Origin of the sequence: Hyphomicrobium sp. D-2 (assembly GCF_029872155.1) — a bacterium.
Classification (GTDB): Bacteria; Pseudomonadota; Alphaproteobacteria; order Rhizobiales; family Hyphomicrobiaceae; genus Hyphomicrobium_A.
Map to the genome: position 1 here is coordinate 416,136 of NZ_JARXLA010000005.1, position 18,766 is coordinate 434,901.

At 60.7% G+C, this 18,766-nt stretch carries 17 protein-coding genes; 7 read left to right on the top strand and 10 right to left on the bottom strand.

The genetic code is table 11. The features are described 5' to 3' along the window. The first annotated feature begins 23 nt into the window (after positions 1-23). Entirely contained in the window at positions 24-1,586 is a 1,563-nt protein-coding gene (locus tag QEZ49_RS12010) for a class I adenylate-forming enzyme family protein (protein ID WP_280387164.1), read from the top strand. Further along, positions 1,573-2,604 carry an NAD(+) synthase gene (nadE, locus tag QEZ49_RS12015; protein WP_280387166.1) on the top strand — a complete coding sequence of 344 codons (1,032 nt, stop codon included), beginning with the start codon at positions 1,573-1,575 and terminating at the stop codon, positions 2,602-2,604. Before QEZ49_RS12010 ends, nadE begins: the two co-directional genes overlap by 14 nt. A 110-nt stretch (positions 2,605-2,714) precedes the next feature. Here the strand turns inward: nadE and glk are convergent, their stop codons facing one another. The 5 genes from glk to QEZ49_RS12040 form a co-directional block, all read right to left on the bottom strand. Continuing rightward, positions 2,715-3,689 carry a glucokinase gene (glk, locus tag QEZ49_RS12020; protein WP_280387168.1) on the bottom strand — a complete coding sequence of 325 codons (975 nt, stop codon included), beginning with the start codon at positions 3,687-3,689 and terminating at the stop codon, positions 2,715-2,717. A 96-nt stretch (positions 3,690-3,785) separates the two neighbouring features. Next, on the bottom strand, positions 3,786-4,634 hold the full coding sequence (locus QEZ49_RS12025; RefSeq protein ID WP_280387170.1) for a hypothetical protein: 849 nt from the start codon (positions 4,632-4,634) through the stop codon (positions 3,786-3,788). A gap of 249 nt (positions 4,635-4,883) precedes the next feature. After that, on the bottom strand, positions 4,884-5,669 hold the full coding sequence (locus tag QEZ49_RS12030; protein WP_280387172.1) for a hypothetical protein: 786 nt from the start codon (positions 5,667-5,669) through the stop codon (positions 4,884-4,886). A 436-nt stretch (positions 5,670-6,105) separates the two neighbouring features. After that, positions 6,106-8,253, bottom strand: coding sequence for a molybdopterin oxidoreductase family protein (locus QEZ49_RS12035; protein WP_280387173.1), 2,148 nt, complete (start codon positions 8,251-8,253; stop codon positions 6,106-6,108). 237 nt (positions 8,254-8,490) lie between these two features. After that, positions 8,491-9,549 carry a lysine-2,3-aminomutase-like protein gene (locus QEZ49_RS12040; RefSeq protein ID WP_280387175.1) on the bottom strand — a complete coding sequence of 353 codons (1,059 nt, stop codon included), beginning with the start codon at positions 9,547-9,549 and terminating at the stop codon, positions 8,491-8,493. A gap of 238 nt (positions 9,550-9,787) precedes the next feature. On the opposite strand from QEZ49_RS12040, the gene QEZ49_RS12045 reads away from it, so the two are divergent. Continuing rightward, positions 9,788-10,546, top strand: a complete 759-nt coding sequence (locus tag QEZ49_RS12045) for an outer membrane beta-barrel protein (RefSeq protein ID WP_280387177.1) — start codon at positions 9,788-9,790, stop codon at positions 10,544-10,546. 97 nt (positions 10,547-10,643) lie between these two features. On the opposite strand, the gene QEZ49_RS12050 is transcribed toward QEZ49_RS12045, so the two are convergent. The 3 genes from QEZ49_RS12050 to epmA all read right to left on the bottom strand — a co-directional run bounded on the left by QEZ49_RS12050 (position 10,644) and on the right by epmA (position 12,953). Beyond that, on the bottom strand, positions 10,644-11,393 hold the full coding sequence (locus tag QEZ49_RS12050) for a glucose 1-dehydrogenase (protein ID WP_280387178.1): 750 nt from the start codon (positions 11,391-11,393) through the stop codon (positions 10,644-10,646). 170 nt (positions 11,394-11,563) lie between these two features. Then, complete coding sequence (locus QEZ49_RS12055) at positions 11,564-11,839, bottom strand: helix-turn-helix domain-containing protein (protein WP_280387180.1); 276 nt, start codon at positions 11,837-11,839, stop codon at positions 11,564-11,566. 67 nt (positions 11,840-11,906) lie between these two features. Next, positions 11,907-12,953, bottom strand: coding sequence for an EF-P lysine aminoacylase EpmA (gene epmA, locus QEZ49_RS12060; protein WP_280387182.1), 1,047 nt, complete (start codon positions 12,951-12,953; stop codon positions 11,907-11,909). A 193-nt stretch (positions 12,954-13,146) separates the two neighbouring features. Between epmA and efp the strand changes: the two genes are divergently transcribed. Continuing rightward, positions 13,147-13,716, top strand: coding sequence for an elongation factor P (efp, locus tag QEZ49_RS12065; protein ID WP_280387184.1), 570 nt, complete (start codon positions 13,147-13,149; stop codon positions 13,714-13,716). Between the two features lie 8 nt (positions 13,717-13,724). Here efp and QEZ49_RS12070 read toward each other — a convergent pair whose 3' ends face one another. After that, on the bottom strand, positions 13,725-14,204 hold the full coding sequence (locus tag QEZ49_RS12070; RefSeq protein WP_280387186.1) for a lysozyme inhibitor LprI family protein: 480 nt from the start codon (positions 14,202-14,204) through the stop codon (positions 13,725-13,727). A 129-nt stretch (positions 14,205-14,333) separates the two neighbouring features. Here QEZ49_RS12070 and QEZ49_RS12075 point away from each other — a divergent pair, with 129 nt between their 5' ends. Beyond that, entirely contained in the window at positions 14,334-16,091 is a 1,758-nt protein-coding gene (locus tag QEZ49_RS12075) for an outer membrane beta-barrel protein (protein ID WP_280387188.1), read from the top strand. Positions 16,092-16,180: 89 nt separating this feature from the next. Here the strand turns inward: QEZ49_RS12075 and QEZ49_RS12080 are convergent, their stop codons facing one another. Beyond that, positions 16,181-16,675, bottom strand: coding sequence for a hypothetical protein (locus QEZ49_RS12080; RefSeq protein WP_068459124.1), 495 nt, complete (start codon positions 16,673-16,675; stop codon positions 16,181-16,183). A gap of 88 nt (positions 16,676-16,763) precedes the next feature. Here QEZ49_RS12080 and QEZ49_RS12085 point away from each other — a divergent pair, with 88 nt between their 5' ends. Together QEZ49_RS12085 and QEZ49_RS12090 are read left to right on the top strand one after the other, a co-directional pair. Beyond that, positions 16,764-17,066 carry a putative quinol monooxygenase gene (locus QEZ49_RS12085; protein ID WP_280387190.1) on the top strand — a complete coding sequence of 101 codons (303 nt, stop codon included), beginning with the start codon at positions 16,764-16,766 and terminating at the stop codon, positions 17,064-17,066. A gap of 99 nt (positions 17,067-17,165) precedes the next feature. Beyond that, positions 17,166-18,632, top strand: a complete 1,467-nt coding sequence (locus tag QEZ49_RS12090) for a malonyl-CoA decarboxylase (RefSeq protein ID WP_280387192.1) — start codon at positions 17,166-17,168, stop codon at positions 18,630-18,632. Positions 18,633-18,766: the final 134 nt, after the last annotated feature.

Genomic DNA, 18,766 nt, shown 5'->3' on the forward strand with positions numbered 1-18,766 from the left:
TCAACTGGTGGTGGGGTACGGCGATGCGCTTTGAATCGTTTCTGCGTGCAAGTGCGATGCGCTTTCCCGATAAGACGGCACTCGTTGCCGGCAATCGGCGCCTGACCTACAGCCAGCTCGACGATATTTCTGATGAACTGGCGCAGGGGCTGATCCATCGCGGGATCGAAACGGGCGATCGTGTTGTCCTGTTTCTGGACAACAGCGTTGAAGCGGTTGTTTCAATTTTTGCCGTGCTGAAGGCTGGCGCTGTCTTCAGTCCCGTTAATCCTTCGACCAAGACAGACAAGCTCAGCTACATCCTGAATAACTGCCGCGCCAAGGCAATCATCGCGCAACAGAAGACGGCGTCAGTTGCGGCGGAAGCTATTGCATCGGCGCCATCGGTTGCGGTGAGCGTGATTGCCGATGGTGAAGCCGTGCCGGCCGGGTTTGGCGCGTTGCATTGGAATGATGTGCTCGCAGCACCAGAGTTTTCGCTGCTGCAGAACGCGCCCGGCATCAATGTTGATCTGGCGATGTTGATCTATACGTCGGGCTCGACGGGGTTCCCGAAGGGCGTGATGATGACACATCAGAATGTCGTCGCAGCCGCCACATCCATCACGACGTACCTTGAGAACACGGCCGACGACATCATTCTCAACGTGCTCCCGGTTGCGTTCGATTATGGTTTGTACCAGGTGCTGATGGCCATCAAGGTCGGTGCCACGCTGGTGCTTGAGAAGTCATTTGCGTTCCCGCAAGTCATTCTGAAGCGCTGTGAAGAGGAGCGCGTGACGGGCCTGCCGCTCGTTCCGACGATGGCTGCAATTCTTGTTGGACAGCGCAACCTTGCACCGGGTGCGTTGCCGCATCTGCGCTACATCACGAACACTGCTGCGGCGCTGCCGCCGACGCACATCGAAAAGCTGCAAGCGCTGTTTCCGCACGCGGCGCTGTATTCGATGTATGGCCTGACGGAATGCAAACGCTGTACGTGGCTGCCGCCGAACGAGCTTAAGAACCGCATTTCGTCCGTTGGTGTCGCCATTCCCGGCACGGAAGCTTATGTCGTCGATGACGAGGGCCAGCGCGTCGGGCCCGATGTTGTCGGCGAGCTGGTGATCCGCGGCGCACACGTGATGAAGGGATACTGGGAAAATCCGGAAGCAACCGCCAACGCGCTGCGTCCGGGGCCATATCCGTGGGAGCAGGTTCTTTACACCGGCGATCTGTTCCGCACAGACAGCGAAGGCTTCCTCTATTTTGTCGGTCGCAAGGACGACATCATCAAATCGCGCGGCGAGAAAGTTCCGCCGAAGGAAGTTGAGAACGTCATTTATGCGCTGCCGGGCGTCGCCGAAGTTGCCGTGATCGGTGTGCCGGATGCAGTGCTGGGCAGCGCTATCAAGGCGGTTGTTGCGCTGGAGTCGGATACGGACATCGGCGCGCAGGACATCATCCGCCACTGCGCGCGCTTCCTTGAAGATTACATGGTTCCCAAGCTTGTAGAATTCCGGCCGTCGCTGCCAAAGACGGATTCCGGAAAGATCAGTCGTCGCCTCGTTAGTGAGGCCGAGAGAGGGCAGAATGCAGCGCTCTGATATTTCGTCTGTGGCCGATAGTGAGTTCTCGCGTGAGACGTTGCAGCTTGATGCTGCGGTGGCTGTGCGCGCGATCACGCAGGGCATTTCCAACCAGGTGCTGCGTCGCTTGCGCCGTCGCGGCGCTGTGATTGGTCTTTCTGGTGGCATCGATTCAAGTGTGACGGCGGCGCTGTGTGCTGCTGCGCTTGGGCCTCAGAATGTGATGGCCGTGCTGATGCCGGAGAAGGATTCCGATCCCGACAGCCTGCGTCTCGGCCGTCTGGTTGCGGAGACCTATGGCATCGGCCATGTGGTCGAAGATATCGCGCCGACGCTTTCGGCTGCGGGATGCTATCTGCGCCGAGATGGTGCCATTCGTGAGCTGTTTCCGGATTTCGGTCCGGATTGGAGCTGCAAGGTTGTTCTGTCGAACGTGCTGCATGGCAACCGTTATAGCCTGACCAAGCTTGTGGTTGAAACGCCTGCCGGTGAGCGTCGCGAGGCGCGGATGCCGATCGGCGTCTATCAGGCGGTGGTGGCAGCGACCAACATGAAGCAGCGCATCCGCAAGCAGCTTGAATATTACCACGCTGACCGGTTGAACTATGCCGTGGCCGGCACGCCGAACCGGCTGGAGTACGATCAGGGCTTCTTCGTGAAGAACGGCGATGGCGCTGCCGACTTCAAACCCATCGCGCATCTCTACAAGTCGCAGGTTTATCAGCTCGCTGAAGAACTTGGCATCCCGGCTGAAATCCGCCAGCGTCCGCCGACGACTGACACTTGGTCGATGGCGCAGACGCAGGAGGAATTCTACTTTGCGCTGCCCTACGAGCAGATGGACCTGTGCCTTTATGGGCTGGAGCACGCGCTAACTGCTGAAGCCGTCGCGCAGGCAACGGGTTTGACGGAGGAGCAGGTTACGCTGGTGTGGCAGGACATCGAGGCGAAGCGCAAGGCAACGCGCTATCTGCACGAGCCGCCGCTGCTGATTGATGAGGATGAAGCCGATCGCAGTTTCGGGCAGGTGGCCTGAGCTGAATAAGGCGCGTTGTCGCTGCCGCGGCTAGGTTGATCGGCAGACGATATAATCAATCGCTTTGAATACATGAATGCCGCGCGGCTCCGGTTGCGCGGCATTTTCTTTTATAATCCGTTGCGGGGGCTGCGTATCAGGGCGGCAGCACCGATCAGCGCGGCGTCATGGCGTGTGATGACATAGGTTGGAATTGCCGCCAGATAATCGCTGAAGCGACCCTTCGTTTCAAAGCGCTTGCGAAACGGCGACGCTGCGAAGCAATTACCCAGCCGGGGGACAATTCCGCCCGCGATATAGATGCCGCCGCGGCAGCCCAGTGTCAGCGCGACATCGCCCGCAACAGTGCCCAACATCGCGCAGAACATGGCGACCGCTTCGTCGGCGCGCGCGTCCGTGTCGGCAAGCGCTGCCTCGCAGATGGCGGCAGGTGTCAGTTGGATCTCATCCAGCCCATCGCTGATGCACAGCGATGCATAGATGTTGGTGATGCCCGGTCCCGAAAGCAGCCGTTCGGCGGAGACGTGTCCGAAACGTGCGCGCAGAATATCCAGCACGGCAGCTTCGCGACTGTCACTTGCGGCCATGGTCACGTGGCCGCCTTCTCCCGGCAGCGCGATGTAGCGCTCGCCCGACCACACGCACGCGCTGACACCGAGGCCGGAGCCGGGACCGAGCACGGCCATTGGGGCATGCGTTACCGGATTGCCGCCGCCGATTTGCAAGACATCTTCATTTTGCAGATAGGGTAGCGCCAGCGCGTTGGCGTGAAAGTCGTTGATGACGTGCAAGTCGCCGATGCCGATACGCTGCGTCAGATCAGTTATTGAAAACGACCAGGGGTTATTGGTGAAACAAACCTGATCGCCGTCGGGTGTTGTCGCCACTGCCAGCACGGCGCGTGGCGGCGTCGGTGCGCGAACGTCGGTGAGATAAGCTGCAATCGCCGCATCGAGGTTACAGTGATTGCTGCACAGGAAGCTGGCGAAATGCGACAGGTTCCCATCGGCGTCAGCTAACGCAAAACGCGCGTTCGTGGCGCCGATGTCGCCGACCAGATGTCGTCCGCTCAGGTGCGATGTCATGCTGAGCAATGTGGGCGATCAAAGCGCTGACGGCAACTTTCTCCGCAAAAATGCGCCGATGACATAACCACCTTGCAATGGAGCGGCAGTGGAGTTCTAGATTGGCGTGCCGCAGCGGAAGACACCATTGGCGACAGTGTCGTCATACGGTGTCAAATCTTCCAGCATCGACCCAGCTGGGCAGAGGCAATTGGGTGCGCCAGACAACACGATGGCATGCGATGAGCCATCTACAGAGCAATAGCTGGGACCGGCGGGAGCAGGTGTCGATTGTGCTTTCACGATCTTCGGGAACACCGGCAGGTATGCTTCCGGATCATCCTGACGGTTGCGATCAATCAGCGACTTGTTGTTGTCGCCGCTGAGATAGATCTTGAGGCCGCCTGTGATGCTTGCATAGTCGCTGCGGCCGAAGTCACTGCGTGCAAACAGCGAAACCGGCACATCGGTTCCCGATAGAAGATATTCAGCGCCCGCCGATCCAAGGCTCATCTCGCTGACATAGCGATAGCCTGCCGACACCTTGAAATTGTCGGTGATGTAATAGGCTGCATCGAGGTGGCCGAAGAAGCTCGAGTCATCCTTGTTGAGTACGGCCAGACCATCGGAAAGCCGCGGAAAATCGATGTATTCGTAACCGGCAAGACCGGACAGCGTGAAGCGCTGGAGATACAATTCGGCTTCGCCAGCCACGCGCCAGATGCCGATCGAATCCCAAGTGTGATAGCTGCCGAACACGCCAAGCAGATAGCTGGATGGATCGCGCGTGAAGAGGTGAAGTCCGCCGCCGCCCATGATCTGACCGTCGATGGAGCCTACCGCGCCGTCTGCCTGCAGACCGAACGTGTGACCGAGCGGTAATGAGAGACTGCCGGTCGCGATACCGGCGCCACTGTCATCGTATGTGCCGCCTTCAACGCTGACTTTTCCGTTCGGTCCAGACACCGCGGAAAAATCATTTGCGGATGCTGAAACTACAGTTGAAGCGCTCACAAGGAGGGCCAACAGGACAGGCTTCGCCATTGCCAGCATGGTCTTATTCCCGTTCTATTTCTTGACGGGAATTCGACACCAGCGCCCGCGACATTCCATCAACAGTTAAATGTTAATGGAGTGAATCGCGTTTAGATCGCAACAGTTTTTACATAGTCGGATTAAGCGGCAAAACGTACGTCGACTGAATATGCCGCCAGATTAAACCGGATTTCCGCACGTATAGAAGCCACCCAGTGCGGGAATGAATTGCGGCTTCTGTCCGGAGAGGGGCGTGCTGGATGGGCAGGTGCAATCAAAATTCGACGAAACCTTATAATCTGGGCTTGGACCGACAACGCATTGGTTAGATCCTTGCTGTGTTGCTGTTCTCAGCTTCGGAAACACCGGCATGTAAATTTCAGGATCGTCGCGGCGATTGCGGTCGATCAGCGATTTGTTGCGGTCGTCGCTGAGATAGATCTTCACACCGCCGGTGATGCTGTTGAAGTCGCTGTTGCCAAAATCTCCGCGCGCGAACAGTGACATGGGCACGCCGTGATCGCGCAGCAGGTATTCAGCGCCCGCTGCACCGAGGCTGGTCTCGGCAACGTAGCGATAGCCGCCGTAGATCTTGAAATCATCGTTGATGTAGTAGGCGACGTCACCGATGCCGAAGAAACTTTTTTCATCCTGCGTCAGCACCGGCAAACCGCTCGCCAGCGAAGGTACGTCGATGTTCTCATATCCGGCGAGCGCGGAAACCGTGAACCGCCCTAGGTAAAGTTCGGCTTCGGCAGCGATGCGCCAGATGTCGATGGAATCCCAGGTGTGATAGCTGCCGTACACACCGAGCAGATAGCTGGACGGATCGCGCGTGAACAGATGCACGCCGCCGCCACCCAAAACGTCGCCATCGACGTTGCCGACCGCGCCATCGAACTGCACACCGAGATCTGTGACCGAGCGGCAGCGAAAAGCTGCCGAGCGCCAAGCCTGCGGCTTCATCATCGAATGTTCCACCTTCCACACTGAGCTTGCCGTTTGGACCGGAAACAGCCGGTAACTCGCCCGCTGCCGTCACCCCAGGAAACAGCAGAGCACACAGCAGAATACTTGCTAAAACCGTTGGCTTTAACAGCATGAAAGATCTCCGCGTGTTGGCGGGTTCAAATGTTAGATGTCAAAAAACGAAACGTAAGCGCAGGGAAACTGCCTAGAGACGCGAAGTCCACTTTAACAATACCGATTGAGTGGTGATAATCAGACGTCGGTATTCATAATCGTTAATTCTAGGGATCTGCGTTGTCGCGCAATTGGCATCACGTAACAGGCGCGCGCGCCCTCGTGAGCGATGACGGTTTTGTCGGTGGGTGTGGCCACAAAAAATTGGGGCGGCAGATGCCGCACCCCTTAGTGGGACCAGTCGCGAGAAGACAGAACCTCAATTGACGCGTGTGACCTCGACGAGATTGTCGGAATAGGTCGGCGCGCGGCCAATGCCCGACCATGCGTCGGACGATATCGAATTGACTGAACCGTCGGAGCGATTGCGCGAGCGCCAATAACCCAGCGTGGCGACAACGATGCCAGGGTTCACGTCGTCGGTTACGCGGGCAACGCCTTCGAAATTGCCGCGCGCATTGGCAACGCGTACCGGATCGCCCTCGCGGATGTTGCGCGCGTTCGCATCGAGCGGCGAAATCAGCACATACTGCTCGCCCTGGATGCGCACCTTGTGCGGTTCGTTCGCATAACAGGAGTTGAGGAACGCGTGGCTCTTGGGCGAGATGATGTTGAGCGGATATTGCCGCGCCAGATCAGGGCAGGTTTGTGGTGATCTGCGGTTGGGAACATAGCCGGGCAGCGGGTCCAGCAGGTCGCCGTCCTGTTCACCCTCGTACATGGCGCGGAACGGCGGAGCGACAAAATTGCGGGCGTCGTTCAGCAGCATCTCGACTTTGCCGGATGGCGTCGGGAAGTTGCCTGCAGCGTGGGGCACGCGGTTGTCGGCGGTGCCGACGTTGACGCGAAAATAGCCGTGGGTGCGGAAGTGCTCCATGTCGATGCCGCCCATGCGCGGATCGTCCCACAGCAGATAGGCTTCGCACAGCTCACTGTCGGTCATCTGGAAGATGGGATCGTCAAACTCCATCTCCTTTGCCAGCAGGCGCCACATATCGCTGGTGGGTTTGCACTCGCCCGGTGGCTCAACGGCCTTCTGGTTATAGGTGAGATAGAAGTGCCCCCACGACCACATCATGTCTTCCGCTTCGGCCGCCATGGCCGCTGGCAGGATGATGTCGGCGTATTTGGCCGTGTCGGTGATGAAGTGCTCGGCGACGATGGTGAAAAGATCTTCGCGCTGTAATCCGGCGCAGATCTTGTTTGTCTCCGGCGCCTGACTGACCGGATTGGTGCAGAACACGAACAGGCTTTTGATTGGCGGATCGAGTTGCATCTCGCCGGTTAGCGCCTGGCCTAGCCGCAGGTTATTGACGACGCGTGTGCCGGGCTTGATCCAGTCCGGCCGTGCGGCCTTGGCCCAGTCGACCGGGAACTCCCACAGTGGCAATTGCAGGACGCCGCCGCCGACATGGCGCCACGCACCGGCTAGGGCAGGCAGGCAGTAGATGGCGCGCGAAGCCTGGGCACCGCCGGCGGAGCGCTCTATGGCGACGCCAATGCGGATTGCGGCCGGTTGCGAGGTGGCGTATTCGCGCGCGAACTTCATCACATCGGCGGCCTTCACACCGGTGATTGCCTGCACGTATTCCGGCGTGAATTCCTTGGCGCGTTCTTTCAGCTCCGGAAAACCCACCGTGTAATTGTCGACGTACTCCTGATCGACGAGACCCTGCGCGATCATGGAATTGATGATGCCCATCGCCAGCGCGCCATCGGTGCCCGGACGCGGACAGATATGCCAGTCGGCGCCCTTGGCCGTGCGTGAGCGGAACGCATCGATGACGACAACCTTCGCGCCGCGTTTGCGCGCTTCGAGCACGAACGGCCAGTGATGCAGGTTGGTGGAAATGGTGTTGCACGCCCAGATGACGATATACTTCGCGTGCACGAAGCTTTCCGGGTCGACGCCGCCGGTAGGGCCAATCGTCAGCAGCCATGCCGATGATGAGCCCGATGTGCAGAAGGTCTTTTCGTTGACGGTCGAGCCGAGGCGATTGAAGAACGGATCGCCGGAGTTGATGCCCTGCACCAGCCCCATGTTGCCCAGATAGCTGTAGGGCATGATGGCTTCGGCGCCGTGCTCATCGATGATGGCGCGCCAGCGCTGGCCGATCTCTGAAATCGCTTCGTCCCAGGTGATGCGCTCAAAATTGTTGCCGCCGTTAGGGCCCGATCCCTTCGAGCCGACGCGGCGCAGCGGATACATCAGCCGTTCCGGGTTGGCGTGGTGGTCGTGAAAGTCTTTCAGCTTCACGCACAGGGTGCCGCGCGTGATGGGGTGATCCTTGTTGCCGCGCACGTTGACGAGTTTGCCGTCCTCAACCTCGTAGTGCATCGAGCAGGTATCGGGGCAGTCGTGGGGGCAGGCACCAAAATAGGTTTCCTGCTTTACCTGATCGTCCATTGCGCGCCTCCCCAGCGACGTCTTTTGTTGTTGCACTCAGTGGCGGCAATAGGATGGCTCTATCGCGCCATAGAGAGCGTCGTGCGGCACTTTGGCATCGATGCTGATGTCGATCAAGCGGAGGAACGGGCAGCGCCAGGCAGATGCGCATGCGATGCGAGGTGTCCATAGCACCACGACATTCGCTGGCCTGCAGGCTTGGATTGAGAAACGGGCGCCGCTTTATTGGCTATCGCCTCAGCGTACGCTGTTGCCTGGATAGGTATGCGTTTCGCCGCGACTGTCGCTGACGCACAGGCTGTCGCCGTCGCGATGAACGTAGTTCGGGCCGATCGGAACCTTGCCGTGTGCGCCGGGAATATCCAGCACATAGGTCGGCATCGCGAGCCCGGAAATCCGGGAGCGGAGCGCCTGCATCAGCGCCTGCCCCTCTTCGATGGACGTGCGCAAATGCGCGGTGCCGGGCGCAAGGTCGCCGTGGTGCAGGTAATAAGGCTTGATGCGATTTTCGACGAAGGCGCGCATCAGCGTTGCCAGCGTTTCGACGTTATCGTTCACGCCGCGCAACAGCACCGTCTGGCTGACCATGGCGACGCCGCTGTCGATCATGCGTGAGCATGCGTTGCGGGCCGCATCGGTCAACTCGCGCGGGTGATTGGCGTGCAGCGCGACGTATACCGTTTTACGCGGCGCCTTCAGCGCTTTGACCATCGCGTCGGTCACGCGTTCGGGTGCAACGACGGGCACGCGTGAATGCCAGCGAATGATTTTGACATGGTCGATGGCGTCGAGCGCGGCGGTCACTTCGGCAATGCGGCGCGGCGACATAATGAGCGGATCGCCGCCGGTGAGAATGACCTCCCAGATTTCCGGTGTCGCGCGGATGTAATCAAGTGCCGCCTGCAGTTCCTGTTCGCCGAGCGCGTTGCTTTTGCCGGGGCCGACCATCTCGCGCCGGAAGCAGAAGCGGCAATAAACCGGACACACATGCACCAGCTTCAGCAGCACGCGATCGGGGTAACGGTGAACGATGCCGGGCACGGGGCTTTTTAGTGTGTCACCGATCGGGTCGGCATTCTCTTCGGGCAGGATGTCTAATTCGCGCGGATCGGGAATGAACTGACGCGCGATCGGATCGTCAGGGTTCGAAGTATCTATCAACGCCGCCATCGCAGGCGTAACGGCAACCGCATACCGGCTGCCGACCGGCGCCAGTTCGTCAGCACGCCGCGCCGGGATCAGGCCGGCATCGGCCAGATCGTCGGTGGAGGTTAGCGTTCTGCGAAATGCCGTCATGCCTTGCCTGTGCCTGCAACGGAAAACGCTGCGGTTGCCGCTTCCGAAAATGGCCCCGGACGGCCCGCGTGATGAATGCGCCACGGCGCAAAAAGTTTGCTGCGGCCGTTGTTGATAGCTGGGAAACGCCTGAACAACCACACTACAGGACGCCGCTTTTCGCGTACGGATGAGGCCAACCAGTGCATGCGTCCCGTCAGTTGAAGTCACTCCGTAGTGGGTTGTTGAGGAGGCGTTTATGCGTCGTCATTTGTTTGCCGCGTGCGTTGCGTTTGCAGGAATTTTCGGTGTCGCCGAACAGGCTCAGGCCGGCGGAACACCGGGGGGCTTCGACTATTATCCGCCCGATCCCAAATCCTGGGCTGGATTGTACTTCGGCGCCCACATCGGCGGAACCTGGGGCAGTTCAACTGCCCGCGACGTCGGCGGAGCCACCATCCTTTACGACTCCTTGAGCTTTTCGCCTAGCGGCGTCGTGGCCGGCGCAACGCTGGGCTACAACTGGCAGACCGGGCCGGTGGTGTTCGGCGTTGAAGGCGATATCGGCTATCTCGGGCTCGCAGGCACGGGCGGATACTATCTGCCGTTTGCCTATGACGCTTCGACCACAACTGATTCCGACTTCTACATCAGCTTGCGCGGCCGCCTTGGCGTCGTCGCGAACGGCTGGCTCTGGTACGTGACCGGCGGCTACCTCGGCGCCGATACGCAGGTGTCGGTGCTCGAAGCCTGCACGCTCTTCTGCGCGTCGCCGGTCGTCAGTGCCTCATCGACGGGCTTCCGCAACGGCTGGACGCTGGGCGGCGGTCTGGAAACGATGCTGCAGGGCGGTTGGACGGCGAAGGTCGAATATCTCTATTACGACTTGGGCACTGTCTCGCTGACCACGCCTTCGGGTGGCGGCATCGGTGCCAATACATGGCATGTCGAGACCGACGGAAACATCGTGCGCTTCGGCCTGAACTATCGCTTCAACTCGATCCAGTTCGGCTACTAAGCGCGCCACCCATCGGATCAAAACTTTCGCGCTTGCGGCAATGCTTCTGGAGCAACCGGCGAACCAACGCCGGTTGCTTTAGTTTCGCGCTATATTCTTATGAATGGCCGCCCGATGCGGTGATGATTTCGCCGGTGATCCAGCCTGCGTCGTCGGAGGCGAGGAAGGCCGCAACCTTTGCGATGTCGGCCGGCAGGCCAACCCGGCGCAAAGGCGTTTCCGCTATCACCTGCTGCTCAAACGGCGAACCGATTACGCCCAATGACTGCGATCCTTCCGTCGAAATAAGACCGGGATTGAGCGACACCACGCGGATGTTGCGCGGGCCGAGTTCCTGCGCGTAGGTGCGGGTGAGAGTGTCGAGCGCGCCCTTCGTCGCCGAATAGACGGACGAATTCGGCACGGGGCTGAACGCAACCACCGAACTCACGTTGATGATGACGCCGCCGCTGCTGGGAAAGTGCTTCACTGCCGCTTGCGTCGTCAGGATCGGCCCGAGCACGTTGATGCGGAAATGGCGCTCGAAGTGGGCTTCCGTGATTTCCTCAAGGGGCTTGAAGTCAAAGACGCCGGCGTTGTTGATCAGGATGTCGACGCGGCCAAACGTCTGCTTCGCGGCATCGAACAATGCGGTGACGTCATCGCTCTTGGAGACGTCTCCGCCCATCGCGATGGCTTTGCCGCCTGCCGCAGTTATGTCCGCCACGACGCGATCTGCGCCCTCCCGGCTGGATGCATAATTGACGACAACCGAGGCGCCCTCAGCCGCCAGCGTCCGCCCAATCTCCGCGCCGATGCCTTTGGAAGCGCCGGTCACGACTGCTACTTTTCCGTCCAGTTTACCCACGATTGGCTCCAGTTCGAGAGTCTGATGATGTCATTTCGACAATCATCTAAGTATCGAAGTGTGCCGATCAAGGGGGATGGTTTGATTTTCATGCTCGGGGTGCCGGGGTCGCATCGCGTGTCGAGCCGCGCTGCTGCGACGGCGGTTTGCGCGGAGCGACCGCAACGGCGTCAGATGTTGGCGAGCTTGGCCAAATACGCGCGCAGGACGGCTCGGTTTACCGTCATGCTCATGGCCTTGCCGACGCGCGTGACGTCGATGAGGCCAGCGGTTTCCAGCTCTTTCAGATGATGGGAGATGGTGGCCGCACTGATGTCGTGCTTTTGCGCCAGCGCGAGGCAGGGCAGGCCGTCCGTAGCTGCGCCGATCTGCTCCAGAATTTGATGGCGACGCGGCTCGGCCAGGGCGCGGGCGATCAGCGCAACCTGCTTGTCGGTGAGTTCCACTTCGGGTTCGGTAGTCATGAGTGGAATATGGCGCATTGCCTGCGCTTCTCCAACTTTTAGGGCGCGATCAGTGTTCGGGCGGCTGCGGCGTCCATAGGATCTGATCGATACGCGTTGCGCCGGTTGCCAGCATCACCACACGGTCGAAACCCATCGCGCATCCAGATGCAGCAGGCATATGGGCCAGCGCGGCGATGAAGTCATCGTCCACCGGATATCGCTCGCCGTAGCGCTCCTGCTTGCGATCCATTTCCGCCGTCAGCAGCTCGCGCTGGGCTTGCGGGTCGGTCAGTTCGCCGAAGCCGTTAGCCAGCTCGACGCCGCAGCAATACATCTCGAACCGCTCGGCCAGGCGCGCATCGTCTTCGCTGGCCCGGGCGAGTGGCGCTTCCGATGCCGGATAGTGCGAGAGCAGCGTCGCGCGCCCCAGTCCAAGCTTGGGCTCGACGAGCGCGGTCAGCACCTTGGCGAAGATGTCGGCCCAATCGTCATCGGGGCGCGGCGCGATACCGGCTGAAGTCGCAGCAGCGGCCAGCGCCTCGCGGTCGTTGCCGGTTGGGGCAATCGTCGCCATCAGGTCTATGCCGGCATAACGGCTGAATGCTTCAGCTACCGACAGCTGCTCGGGGGCGGCGCGAGCGTCGGCAGTGTGGCCGCGCCAGGAGACCAGCGAAGCACCGGCAGTCTTTACGGCCAGCTTCAGCAGCTCGCCGCAGTCATCCATCACGGCTGAATATGGCTCATAGGCGCGATACCATTCCAGCATGGTGAATTCGGGCGCGTGCAGGGGGCCGCGCTCGCGGTTGCGGAACACTGGCGCGAAGGTAAAAATTTTCTTCTCGCCAGCGGCCAGCAGCTTCTTGCAGGCAAATTCGGGCGAGGTGTGCAGATAGAGGGCGCGCCGCTCCAGATCGGTGCCGATCTGTTCCGTACGGTAGGCATGCAGATGCGCCTCATTGCCGGGGGAGGTCTGGAGAATGGCGGTGTCCACCTCCACGAAGCCGCGTTCTTCGAACCAGGCGCGCATGGCGCTCTTGATGCGCCCGCGGGCCAGCAGGGCCGGGCGGCGGTCGGCGTGGACGTCGGCGTTCCACCAGGGTCTGTCAGTGCTCATGGTGCCTGCATAATCCATTGCGGCGCCCCGGAGCAGGGGGCCATGGTGCGGTAATGTCGGCGCCCGGCTCCGGGGGCGCCTTGGCGTTTGGCCCTGGAAAGGGTATGAGAGCGCCGAAACTTACCGCTATTGGCCGCAGGAAGCGCACCCCCGAGCGTCGGTCCGGCCCCCTTTTGAATTAATGGAGAACTCTGTGGCTAAGGTCATCGCCTCTTCGGTGCGCAAGGGCAACGTGCTCGATCTCGAAGGCAAGCTCGCCGTCGTCATCCATGCCGAGAACATTCATCCCGGCAAGGGCACGCCGGTCACCCATCTTGAAATGCGCCGCATTGCCGATGGCGTGAAGGTGACGGAGCGTTATCGCACCACCGATCAGGTCGAACGCGCCTACCTTGAGGAAAAGGATTACAACTACCTCTACGAAGACGAGATCGGTTTCACGTTCATGCACCCTGAAACCTACGACCAGATCACCGTCTCGCGCGACGTGATGGGCGATCAGGCCCAGTGGCTGCAGGAAGGCATGACCTGCACGCTGTCGCTGCATGAAGGCGTGCCGATCGCGATCGAGCTGCCGCAGCGCGTGACGTTCGAAATCGTTGAAGCTGATCCGGTGGTGAAGGGTCAGACCGCTTCATCGTCCTATAAGCCGGCCAAGCTTGCCAATGGCGCGCGCGTGATGGTGCCGCCGCATATCGGAGCGGGCACGCGCGTTGTCGTCATGACGGCCGACGGCTCGTACGTCGAGCGCGCGAAGGACTGACGCCTTCGCTACTCTTTACCCTCAGCCATACCGCGCCATGACTGGATGAGAATGGCGCGGTTGGCGGTGTGGTCGCGCTCGCACTGAGCGCCCAGTATCTGCACGATCGTTCCGCCATTGTAGAATTGATACGGCACGCGGCAGTCAGCCTCGCGCGCCGTCAGCCAGATGCGCTGCGCCTTGCGCACATCGTTGGCAGTCTCGGCGCCGACGAGCGCCAGCAGGCGCTTGTACTCTTCATTCAGAAGCTTATCCCAGACTTCGGTTTCGCGCATCGTGCAAGCGACCGTGCCCGGCGTCGACTGGCCCTCGGGCGTCTCGCTGCACGGATCGGACACGCGGCCGATGCAGGCGTGCGCGTCCTTCTGGGACTGCTCCATCTCACGCAAGCAGGTTGTGATTGTCGAGGCGTCTTCTGAGGCGGCGCTCGCGACCGGCGAGAAAAGAACGATGCCACCTACAACGCAAAGCGCTTTGATCCATGACATGCCGGTTCAATTCTCCGCTGTACACGCCGCCAGGCTGCCAGCGGCTGATTGAAAGCTGTTCTACGAATCATCTAGCAAGGGAAGATAAATACATAGTGGCGTCCGCTCTCAACATTTGCGGAGATACCAATGACATCGCTGAGCCGGGCACGTCTGCATATGGCAGCCTGCCTTCTAGCTTGCGCGCTACCGGGCACGGCGATGGCAGACGGGATGGCGGTTGCCTCCGATGCCGGAGCAGAGGTCCCGTTCGCCTGGAGCGGCCTTTATATCGGTGCGCACCTTGGCGGCGGCGCAATCCTGAGCGACGTTTCCGATTCAGCCGGTCCCTCGACGTTCGGTAATCCGCTGATCAGCCCGGCGCCGCTTGCCGGCGTGCAGATCGGCTACAGCTTTCAATCCGGCAACATGGTCTATGGGCTTGAAGCAGACGTAAGCTTCCCCGACGATGCTGGCACCGGCACCTGCTCGGCGCTCTCGGGCTCCTTCATGAACTCCACCTGCCGCGTGGAAACCGATGCCTTCGGAACGCTGACCGGCAAGCTTGGTGTGACGGTGGGCGAGGCGGGCCGTGGCCTGATTTACGGTAAGGCAGGCGCCGCCTGGATGAGCGGCGAACTGCACACGGCGATCAATGACGCCACATTGGGCGCCGCCGGAAACCCTATCGGTTCGCGCACGGAAAGCCTGCAGCGCTGGGGCTGGACGTTGGGCGCGGGAACCGAATACGCGCTGACCGGCAACTGGTCGCTCGCCGCCGAATATGACTACCTGAACTTCGGCACCAGTTCCGTTACCCTGATGCCAAGCGCGTTCGTGGATAATGCTGGCGCGATAACCGCCACTGTTCCGGCGCGGCAGGGCAGCGTTTCGCAGGAAATGCACCTGTTCAAGATCGGCCTCAACTATCGCTTTGGCAACGGCGTGCTGGCCGACAGCGTTGCGGAAGCACCAGTCCGCCAGTCGACGATGGCGCTGAATGGCTTCACCTTCGATCTGGGCGGCCGCTACTGGTACAGCTGGGGGCGGCACAAGTACGACCTCGGTCTGTTCAAGGGCACAGCGGATCCGACAACCTCGATCTCGCGCCTGACCTACGGCGGCATTGAAGCCAGCACCGGTGAAGCGTTCGGCCGTGTTTCGGCGCCATGGAATCTGTTCGCCAAGGGCTTCATTGGCGGCGGCGGCATCCACGGCGGCAAGATGAACGACGAGGACTTCGGCATTCCGGGCCCCGGCAATGTCGGCGTGGTGCCTTATACAAACACGCTCAGCTCAGCATCCGGCGACGTGCCGCTCTACGGTACGATCGACGTCGGCTATGACTTCTGGCGCACGGCGAATTATCGGTTCGGCGCGTTTGTTGGATACAACTTCTACAAAGAAGAGATCAGTGCTTACGGCTGCCGGCAGACCGCCAACGCAATTGGCCCTTGCTCGGCGGCTGAGGGCGGACCGGTTGCGGGAACCGGACACGCGATCATCGATCAGGAGGCACGCTGGCAGTCGATGCGCCTGGGCGCTGCAGGCGAGTTTTATCTCGTGCCCGGCCTGAAGGTCAGCGCCGAAGCTGCCTATCTGCCGTATGTGCATGTGACGGGCCGCGATCACCATTACTTCGGCAACACGCCCGCAATCGCCAGCATCAATCCTTTGACCGGCTACGGTACCGGCGCTCAGATCGAGGCGATGCTGTCCTACGATGTGACCGAGAATATCAGCCTGGGTGTTGGTGCCCGCTACTGGGGCATGTTCACGAAGGCAGGCAGCTTCCGCAGAACCTATGACTCGCCGAACCCTGTTCCGGCTCCGCAGCGTCATCAGAATGCGAAGCTCGATTCAGAGCGGATCGGTATTCTCGGCGAACTGACTTACCGCTTCGACTGACATAAGTCGTGTGCGGGCAATCCGCTGCTAAAGAAAACGGCGCCGTCCTGGACGGCGCCGTTTTTCGTATGCGATCATAGCAACAAGCTTCAGGCGTAGTCGTGCTTTCGCCCGACCTCGAACACTTCCATGATGCGCGCACCGCGATGGGGGCCGTCGACGACGAACGTCCACCGGCCTTCGGTGTAGGTGTCGCACATCTTCACACCCTTCACGAGAATCCAGTGCCCTTCCTTGCCCTTGTGAACGGCCAGGATGTAGTGCTTCCAGACGTTGCGCGGCTTCTGCATCCACGTCCAAAGTGTCGGACGCTCCTTGCGCGGCTTCGTCATGTACGTCTCTTTCACCGTCATGCCGTAGCCGAAGTGCGCGAGTGCGGCCGCGACATCCTCCGAGCCGGTGCCTTTCACGGGCGTGCCGTCCGGGTGCAGCCGGTGCGTGCGGATGATGTCCTCGATTTTCGAGATCGGGTAACCGGTAATCGCCGAAAGAACATAAGGGCCGCAGAACGCTGTGCGGCCGGTATCGTTCTTCGCTTCGGAAAGCCCCGTCGGCGTCCGGTCAAAGACTGCCAGCGTATCCATGTATTCCTCTTGAGGTTGGTTAACGAAATGTCATGCTAAGAGGTTTACGAATGGTTAACGGGTGTCCGAACTTCAGGAGGGGTACCGGATGTTTGTCGTCGTCGTTTTCCTAGAGGCCCATCTCGGGCGGCAGGCAGAGTTGCGCGATGCCTTGCGTCGCCATGGCAAGCTGAGCATTGAGCGTGAGGAGGGATGCCGACGCTACGATGTCAGCGTCGATCCGATCGAGGGCAACGCGTTTCTGCTCTATCAGGTCTACGAGGACGAGGCGGCCTACCGCGCCCATCGGGAATTGCCCCACTATGCCGACTTCCGGCTGCTCAGCGACCCGTGGGTGAAATCGCGCCGCGTGCTGACCTATGAAAGTGTCGCAATTCTGGGCGGCACTTGAAGCCGGTCGTGTAGCAACCCATTCCATTTCCAAACCGTTGTGATGACGGCATACGATTGCCGTATGCATCATTGGCGTCTCGAAGTTCGCCGAGCACGCATGACCGAGGAAGGACCTCCCTTGAACGTCACGTTTCTGCAGGAGCTGTTTGGGTCAATCGCCGAGCAGGGGCGTAGTTTGCTGCCAAAATCGCTGTTCGGTGTCGAAGGCGATACCGACATCAATGGATTGGCGCGCGCGCTGACCTCAGGGCGCGGCGAAGCTTCCGGCGTTGCGGTGGCCCGGGCGTTGCTCGACCGCTATGCCGAACTCGATGCCGACGGACGCATCCGCTTCTTCAAGTTTTTGGCATCCGACATGCAACCGGACCCGGCGCGTGTTTCCGAGGCCGCGAGGGCCTATCTCGACGCGCCGTCGCCACTGGAGCTGTCGCGCCTGCAGAAAGCACTGGAGAGCCCGCGCACGGAGTTTTTCCGCCGGTTGCATCTGGCGCCGGGTGCAACGCCGGAAATCGTCGCCATGCGCCACGACCTGCTGCGCGTTCTGCCTACAGATCCAGAGCTGATGGGCGTCGATGCCGATCTGCGGCGCCTGTTTTATGTCTGGTTTAATCGCGGCTTTCTGGTTCTGCGTCGGATCGACTGGAATACGCCTGCTGTGATTCTGGAGAAGATCATCCGCTACGAGGCGGTGCACGAGATTCAGGGTTGGGACGACCTGCGCCGACGCCTCGACCCGGCAGATCGCCGCTGCTTCGCGTTCTTCCATCCCTCGCTGGTCGATGAGCCGCTGGTGTTCGTCGAGGTGGCGCTGATGCGCGATGTGCCCGATGCCATCGAGCAGGTGCTGGAAGAGCCGCATGCGGAACCGGATTCAAAAGCGCCGACGGCGGCGATTTTCTATTCAATCTCCAACTGCCAGGAGGGGCTGAAGGGCATCACCTTTGGCAGCTTCCTGCTGAAGCAGGTGGTTGAGGAACTGATGCGCGAGCAGCCGAGCCTGAAAAATTTCGTCACGCTGTCTCCTGCGCCGAAGTTTGCGTCGTGGCTGCGTGCGACCGCGCGCTCCGCCGAGCAGGGCGACAACGAAGAACGGGACGTTGCTGCCGAGGCACGCGCGCTTCTGGCTGCGGTTGGCGCATCTGACTGGGCTGCGGCCGCCAGTGGTGACACCGAGGCAGCCGAGGCGATAGAGGCATCGATGCTGTCGCTGGCCGCGCAGTATTATCTCAACGCGAAGGGAGCCGATGGGCGGCCGGTGGACCCGGTGGCGCGTTTCCATCTCGGCAACGGCGCGCGGCTGGATCGCATCAACTATCTGGCCGATACCTCCGACAAGGGGCTGCGCGATGCCTTCGGGATCATGGTCAACTATCGCTACGATCCCAAGGAGATCGAACGCAATCATGAGGACTATGCCAACGGCGGTGTGATTGCGGCCTCGCGGGCGGTGCGTGCCATGCTGAAGCTGAAGCCAAAGGTTCCGCTCGGTCACGCCGAGGGCGCCGGAGGGCAGCCCGCACTGCCGGCTCCGGATGCGGTCGGGTCGGCACCGGCAACGTCTTGAGAAGATCGTTTGATGAGAAAGCCGGTGCGTCGGGATTTAGCCAAATCTAGATGCGGCGGCAGAACCAGTGTGCGGATGTGGCGGTGCCATGGAGGCATTCTTAAGACCGGCCAATGCAACCTGCCTGCGGATGG